Source organism: Bacillus sp. JST-5 (assembly GCF_057747715.1).
This window is the reverse complement of record NZ_JBYLHW010000101.1, coordinates 1-6,045: the sequence shown is the minus strand read 5'-3', so window position 1 is coordinate 6,045 and position 6,045 is coordinate 1. Positions and strand designations below refer to the sequence as shown.

Here is a 6,045-nt window from a genome sequence, read left to right as displayed (position 1 = left end):
ATCTATCCGCCTCATTTACTCGATATGACCTTCGACAGAAAGAGCTTTGTTTTGTTATGCAAACTCACTCAATCATATCTAGCCTTATATGAGGTTCGTGTTCCTCGGACCGGTGTTTTGCCTCCAGCTTCCTTCAGATTCCGCGTCACCACGGACACCCTTGCTCTTGGCTAACCTCTACTTCTGTCTTCGGGGTTCGGGACTTACACCCTATAGTTCATGTACATGCCGGGCGCACATAAGAAAATCCAGTGAAAACTCACTGGATTTTTCAATTATCGATCACTTCGTTAAGAATCATCTTTCATCCGGGCTCATTCCAACAAGGGAAAAAGGGGTTTACAGTATGAAGGTTATACAATATTTATTAGCTCAACATGTTATTTTATCAGAGAGTGTTTAAATGCATAGATGACTGCTTGTGTTCGATCTTGTACATCTAACTTGCTTAAAATATTACTTACATGAACTTTAACTGTTTTTAGCGCTATGAATAGTTCATCAGCAATTTCTTGATTCGTCTTTCCTTCAGCCATTAATAGTAATATTTCCATTTCTCTGTTTGTTAGCTCCTCATGAGGCAAACGATTGGATGGTTTTCTCATCTTCGCCATCATTTTGTTTGTAACTTCGGGCTCAAGGACGGATTGTCCATGATACGTATCTCTGATGGCTTTTGCAATATCTGCTGCTTTTGACGTTTTCAATAAATAACTTGTCGCCCCTGCTTCCAGTGCCGGATAGACTTTTTCATCATCTAAAAAACTAGTAACGATAATAATTTTTGCTTCTGGCCACTGTTCAATAATTTTTTTCGTTGCTTCAATTCCATCCATTTCTTTCATTACTAAATCCATTAATATAATGTCTGGACGAAGTTGAAGAGCTAGCTCTACTCCCTTTTTCCCATCATCTGCTTCTGCAATAACTTCAATATCTGGTTGTGCCGATAAATATGCAGATACACCAATTCGTACCATTTCATGATCATCCACAAACAGCACTCTAATCATTTGGATCACCTTCTAACGATAACTTCGGTACTTTTACTTCTATTCTTGTACCCATGTTAGGGAGACTGACAATTTTCAATGTACCACCAATTTCTTTCGCTCGTTCATGCATATTTTCAAGACCATAAGATCCAGTCTTTGTTTTATCAATATCAAAGCCAATACCATCATCAACAACCCTTAAAATAACAAACTGGTCTCTCTCAATTAATAAAACATTTAAATGTGTCGCTTTCGCATGACGTAATGTATTAGATACGGATTCTTGTAAAATTCTAAATAGATGATCTTCTACCCCTTTATCCAATGTCATCTCTTCAATTCGCCATGTGATTTCAAGAGGGACCTTTCCTTGCATTTCAATCAAAAATTCTTCCATCCCTTTTTGCAACGATTTCCCTTTTAAAGCAATTGGTCTTAAATGCAACAACAAAGCTCTCATCTCTAGTTGAGATTGGTGAACCATCTCTAAAACTAGTTTTAACTGTTTTGCTTTAGGTTCATCTTCGTCGGTAATATTTTCAGTAAGTGCAGACAAGAGCATAGAAGCAGCAAACAATTGTTGACTAACAGAATCATGAAGTTCTCTTGCTAATCGGTTGCGTTCTTCGGAAACAAGTTCTTGAAGTCTTTGTTCCATATCAATCGCTTTCTCATTAGAAAGTCTTTGTGCCGTTAATGTTTGCTCGGTCAATTGCTTTTGAATTTGTTCCATTTTTTCGTATATCGGGTATATATCACTATTTTGAAATTTTTTAATTTCTATATGGTTCCCTTGATCGATTTCAAACAAATATTCATCGATCGATTTAAATTTACTTCTCCAATATAATCCATATGCAAGTCCTACAGCGAAACCAAACAAAATTGAACTTGCAGGGACAAGGACGACGATCGGAACATCTAATAATTTCTTTTTCCAAATAAGTGACCAATCATCTAAAGGAAAAGCTAGGAAAAACATTGATGAAACAATGGCAACTAATGTCAATGAAATAACTATACTTAAAACCATTTGTCGTCTTACAATATTCATATCCTTCTCACCTCAATCTTCCCAGCTAATAACGAGGTGAGTATTTTTACTTTTTGCTCAGAAGAATGATAATTTGGCGTTTCGTATTGAACCGACTCATTCAGTAATCGTTCTTCCATTTCATTTAATATTTTAGTATAACCATATAAGGTTGTATGAATAATGGATACTTCAACCTCATACGGGACGTAAATAAGTATGTTCCCCGCTATTCCTTTAATTGAAATCACAGCTTCTTTTGGTAAAACCGTATTAGTCAAATCGATAATGGTATCCCCTACACCTAATAAAATATGAACATCATTCCAAATATACGGTTTTTCTGGAGTTTTTTGCGTTCCAAAAAACATATTGTCTAATAGCGTTTTTTTCCTAATGATTGGCTCATTGTAAGATTGTGTTTCACTTTCAATAATTGTTTTTGGCCGCATAACGTTTGGGATTTTCTTCGTTTTATAGTATTCATAGATCAGATAAATGATAAACCCAATAATTAAGAGCCGAATTGTATACATACTCAAAATGGAAATAACCGTAATTCCGACTCCAACCCAAAAGAATATTTTCCCCTTTTTTTTGTTTGACGAATTTTTGCCAAAATAAATAAATATAAGTCCTACTGCCAATGAAATTAGGAGGCCCTCATCAAAGAAGATGATTTCTATTGCAACTAATAATATTCCTATTAAAATAAGTGGATTTTCTAATATTTTTTTATCTTGAAACATGTTCGGACCTCCTCCTTTCTCTTTCTTCTAGTTGATAAGTAAAAAGACGCAGTTTAAACTACTACGCCTTTTTAGAATAGCATGTTTCAATTATAAATTTGAATGGTTTTCTTCATTTTTTACATTCTTTTCTAACTGTGCTATTTTCGCATCAATCGTATTTCGATAATAGGATGAGTTTACTTGATGCTCTAATCTTTCTAGATAATTTTCAATTTCGGAAAATCTCGAAAATGAATAATTTGCATTATAGATGTTATTATCTAATAATTTATTCATTTGATAATGGGCTCTAGCAATATTCTCTCTACCCATTAGTTCCATTCTTTTTAAATGCATATCTTTTAATTTATGTTGCATTTCGGCATATTTTCTTTCTAATTGTTCTAACTGTTCTTCTGCTACCTTTCTTGCCTCTTGTAGTCTAGATGCTCTTTCTTCATATTGGACATATTCAGAATGTGCAAATTCATAAAGGTCCACTTCTCCAGCTTTTTGTGCAATTTCAGCTTGATATTTTCTCTTGTCAGCTATTGCCTTCGCACTGCGATATTCTCTTGAAAACTCATCTTTTAATAAATGTTGACGTTCAATTAATTTTCGAACTTTTTCTGTTTCTTTTTCACATTCGCGTAAATATTGATTCAACACAGCAATTGGATTTTTTTGTTCTTTTTTATCTAATAATTCATGTAAATCAGATTCAATTGAATTTTTAATTCTAGTAAATAAATTAGCCATCATTCATCTCTCCTTAATAATGTTTATTTATTTCCATCCATTCTTTTTCAAAATTTTTAAATGGATCGTCATCTTTTGTCATAAAGTCGGAATCATCTTTTTTCCATGATTTATATAGGACATATAAAATGTATAAAGCAGCGATACCAATTAAAGCAGGTAAGTTGGAAATCGATGAAATTAAAGCAATCACTCCGACGATTCCCCAAAATATTTTTGCTCCTTGGCTTTCAGCTTTGATAAATCCTTTATAGGCGAAATACGTTATTGCAATAGTAATAGCTAATGCAATCAGCGGTGCGAGATTAGCCAGAAAGACAATCGCTGCTATTAATATCCCTAATATTACTAATGCTTTTTTCATCAGTAACTCCTCCTTTCTTACTTCTAATATTAACGATTCAAAAATCTCTTCATAACGACCTGCAGCAATATTTTGAAATAAGACTTGGGGCTTAGTCGAAATAAGACGATAGATAACAACCAATTTCTTCGGACAAATTGGAGTCCCTATTGTTTAGTGAAATAGTTATTTCTCATAAATGTTTTTATATATTTCATATTTCTTCATAAATTTCTAAAGCTCTTGAATCTAACTAATGATTTATCAACATTTGTCCAAGCAATTGGGTGATTCCATACATAAAGTAATATAGATTTTTTAGAGTGAGGTGAAGGTTTTGGCATATCATCCGAATTATCATCGTTGTATGAGAGGAATTGGGCGTCCATGTTCCATTCGAACAAATGATGGGCGAGTATATCGCGGAATTATTACAAGGGTAACTCCAACTCATGTTTATATTCGAGGTTTCCAAACTCCTGCTTTTAGAGGTGGATTTGGATATGGTTACTATCCAGGCTGGGGATTTGGTGCAGGATTTGTCACCGGAATAGCACTCTCAGCGATTGTTGCCTTAGCTTTTTTCCCATTCTGGTGGTAATAAGAGGTTTTCAAACTAAAGATAGGTTTATCTCATGAGTAGTATTAAATATTTAATAAACATATATTTTCTGCAAAACAAATTGTTAATACAGAATAGAGAATGAAAAAATTAGCTATAAAAAAAGAAGAAGGAGAAACTCTGAGGTAATATTAATATGGTACCTATAGAGTGGACACTTGAAAAAAAAGTGTTACATCTATAGGTATTTTTTTATATACTTGAATCTTAAGATAAGGGAATCGTGGGGGGTAGGAGAAAACGATGAGCAAAATAACATTTACAGACAGAGAGATAAAAACACTTCAAAAAAATCCAAATGTACAACGTGTCAGCAGATTATCTATTACCTATACTGAAGAATTTAAGAATAAATTTATTGATGAGTATCAGGTCGGTAAACTTCCTAGGCAAATCTTTGAGGAAAATGGCTTTGATGCGGACGTTATAGGCATTAAAAGAATCGAACAATCTGCATATAGATGGAAAAAATCATATGAAAAAGATGGGTTAATTGGTCTTACAGACGCGCGGAAAACAGCTTCTGGAAGGCCTTTAAAACGAGAACTTTCACAAGCAGAAATTATCGAGAGGCAGGAAGCAAGAATTAAGCTGTTGGAAGGACAGGTGGAACTGTTAAAAAAGCTAGAAACGACAGAAAGGAGGCTGCTAAACGCAAGCGAAAATTTAACTCAGAGTGAAGTATTTCAGTTGATTTATGAGACTATTAAACAGAATCAATTTAAAAGAATGACTGCCTATTTTTGTGATCTTTTAAAGGTATCCCGTTCGGGATATTACAGTTACTTAAAGGCAGCTCCTCGTCGAGAAACAAGAGGAAAATTGGACTTAGAAGCGAAAGAGATTATTCTAAAGGCGTTTCATCGACGTGGGTATAAGAAAGGTTCACGACCCATTAAAATGGTATTGGAGAACGAGTATAATATTATCTTCAGTCGAAAAAAGATACAAAGAATTATGAAGAAATATGGAATCCTTTGTCCTCACAGAAGGCCTAATCCTTATAAAAAAATTGCAAAAGCAACAAAGGAACATCAAGTTGTACCAAACAAGTTAAATAGAGAATTTAAGCAAGGTGTTCCGGGAAAAGTTTTATTAACAGACATTACTTATTTACCATATAACGGTAATTGTATGGCTTATTTATCGACCGTAAAAGATGCGTCAACTAATGAAATTCTGGCTTACCATGTCTCTGATCGTATCACTTTAGACATCGCAACTATGACAATCTATAAATTAATCAATAATAAGAAAGTAACTTTACATAAAGATGCATTCATACACTCAGACCAGGGAAGCCATTACACGAGCCCAAGCTATCAAAAGTTATTAAAAAAGCATGGTCTAGGCCAATCAATGTCTAGAAGAGGGAACTGTTGGGACAATGCCCCACAGGAGTCATTCTTTGGTCATTTAAAAGACGAGGTAGACTATCAATCCTGTACAACATTAAATGAGCTAAAGGCAAAAATAAATTATTATGGCTCTCTGTCAATTGTGGTGGTGTAAATATTTCCAATACTCTCCCTTTGGAAGGAATGTAGGTTAACCTACATTCC

At 34.1% G+C, this 6,045-nt stretch carries 7 protein-coding genes; 2 read left to right on the top strand and 5 right to left on the bottom strand.

What is annotated here, in order from left to right:
* Positions 1 to 380: 380 nt before the first annotated feature.
* The 5 genes from AC3ASS_RS13430 to AC3ASS_RS13410 all read right to left on the bottom strand — a co-directional run bounded on the left by AC3ASS_RS13430 (position 381) and on the right by AC3ASS_RS13410 (position 3,882).
* A complete protein-coding gene (locus tag AC3ASS_RS13430) occupies positions 381 to 1,013 on the bottom strand; it encodes a response regulator (RefSeq protein ID WP_488284033.1) in 633 nt (210 codons plus the stop codon).
* Positions 1,006 to 2,049: a sensor histidine kinase gene (locus tag AC3ASS_RS13425; RefSeq protein ID WP_488284032.1), complete on the bottom strand. Its 1,044-nt coding sequence runs from the start codon at positions 2,047 to 2,049 to the stop codon at positions 1,006 to 1,008. Before AC3ASS_RS13425 ends, AC3ASS_RS13430 begins: the two co-directional genes overlap by 8 nt.
* Complete coding sequence (liaF, locus tag AC3ASS_RS13420) at positions 2,046 to 2,777, bottom strand: cell wall-active antibiotics response protein LiaF (RefSeq protein WP_488284031.1); 732 nt, start codon at positions 2,775 to 2,777, stop codon at positions 2,046 to 2,048. The genes AC3ASS_RS13425 and liaF overlap by 4 nt, the downstream gene beginning before the upstream one ends.
* Before the next feature lie 90 nt (positions 2,778 to 2,867).
* Positions 2,868 to 3,518, bottom strand: coding sequence for a PspA/IM30 family protein (locus AC3ASS_RS13415; protein WP_488284030.1), 651 nt, complete (start codon positions 3,516 to 3,518; stop codon positions 2,868 to 2,870).
* A gap of 13 nt (positions 3,519 to 3,531) precedes the next feature.
* Positions 3,532 to 3,882, bottom strand: a complete 351-nt coding sequence (locus AC3ASS_RS13410) for a lmo0954 family membrane protein (RefSeq protein ID WP_488284029.1) — start codon at positions 3,880 to 3,882, stop codon at positions 3,532 to 3,534.
* A gap of 316 nt (positions 3,883 to 4,198) precedes the next feature.
* Here AC3ASS_RS13410 and AC3ASS_RS13405 point away from each other — a divergent pair, with 316 nt between their 5' ends.
* Together AC3ASS_RS13405 and AC3ASS_RS13400 are read left to right on the top strand one after the other, a co-directional pair.
* On the top strand, positions 4,199 to 4,462 hold the full coding sequence (locus AC3ASS_RS13405) for a hypothetical protein (RefSeq protein ID WP_488284028.1): 264 nt from the start codon (positions 4,199 to 4,201) through the stop codon (positions 4,460 to 4,462).
* A 264-nt stretch (positions 4,463 to 4,726) separates the two neighbouring features.
* Positions 4,727 to 5,995 (top strand): IS3 family transposase, encoded by a 1,269-nt coding sequence (locus AC3ASS_RS13400; protein ID WP_488284027.1) that lies wholly within the window; start codon positions 4,727 to 4,729, stop codon positions 5,993 to 5,995.
* Positions 5,996 to 6,045 lie beyond the last annotated feature (50 nt).

Bases quoted from the DNA above. Each gene is read 5' to 3' on its own strand.
- AC3ASS_RS13430 (WP_488284033.1), bottom strand. From the start codon at position 1,013: ATGATTAGAGTGCTGTTTGTGGATGATCATGAAATGGTACGAATTGGT.
- AC3ASS_RS13425 (WP_488284032.1), bottom strand. From the start codon at position 2,049: ATGAATATTGTAAGACGACAAATGGTTTTAAGTATAGTTATTTCATTG.
- liaF (WP_488284031.1), bottom strand. From the start codon at position 2,777: ATGTTTCAAGATAAAAAAATATTAGAAAATCCACTTATTTTAATAGGA.
- AC3ASS_RS13415 (WP_488284030.1), bottom strand. From the start codon at position 3,518: ATGGCTAATTTATTTACTAGAATTAAAAATTCAATTGAATCTGATTTA.
- AC3ASS_RS13410 (WP_488284029.1), bottom strand. From the start codon at position 3,882: ATGAAAAAAGCATTAGTAATATTAGGGATATTAATAGCAGCGATTGTC.
- AC3ASS_RS13400 (WP_488284027.1), top strand. From the start codon at position 4,727: ATGAGCAAAATAACATTTACAGACAGAGAGATAAAAACACTTCAAAAA.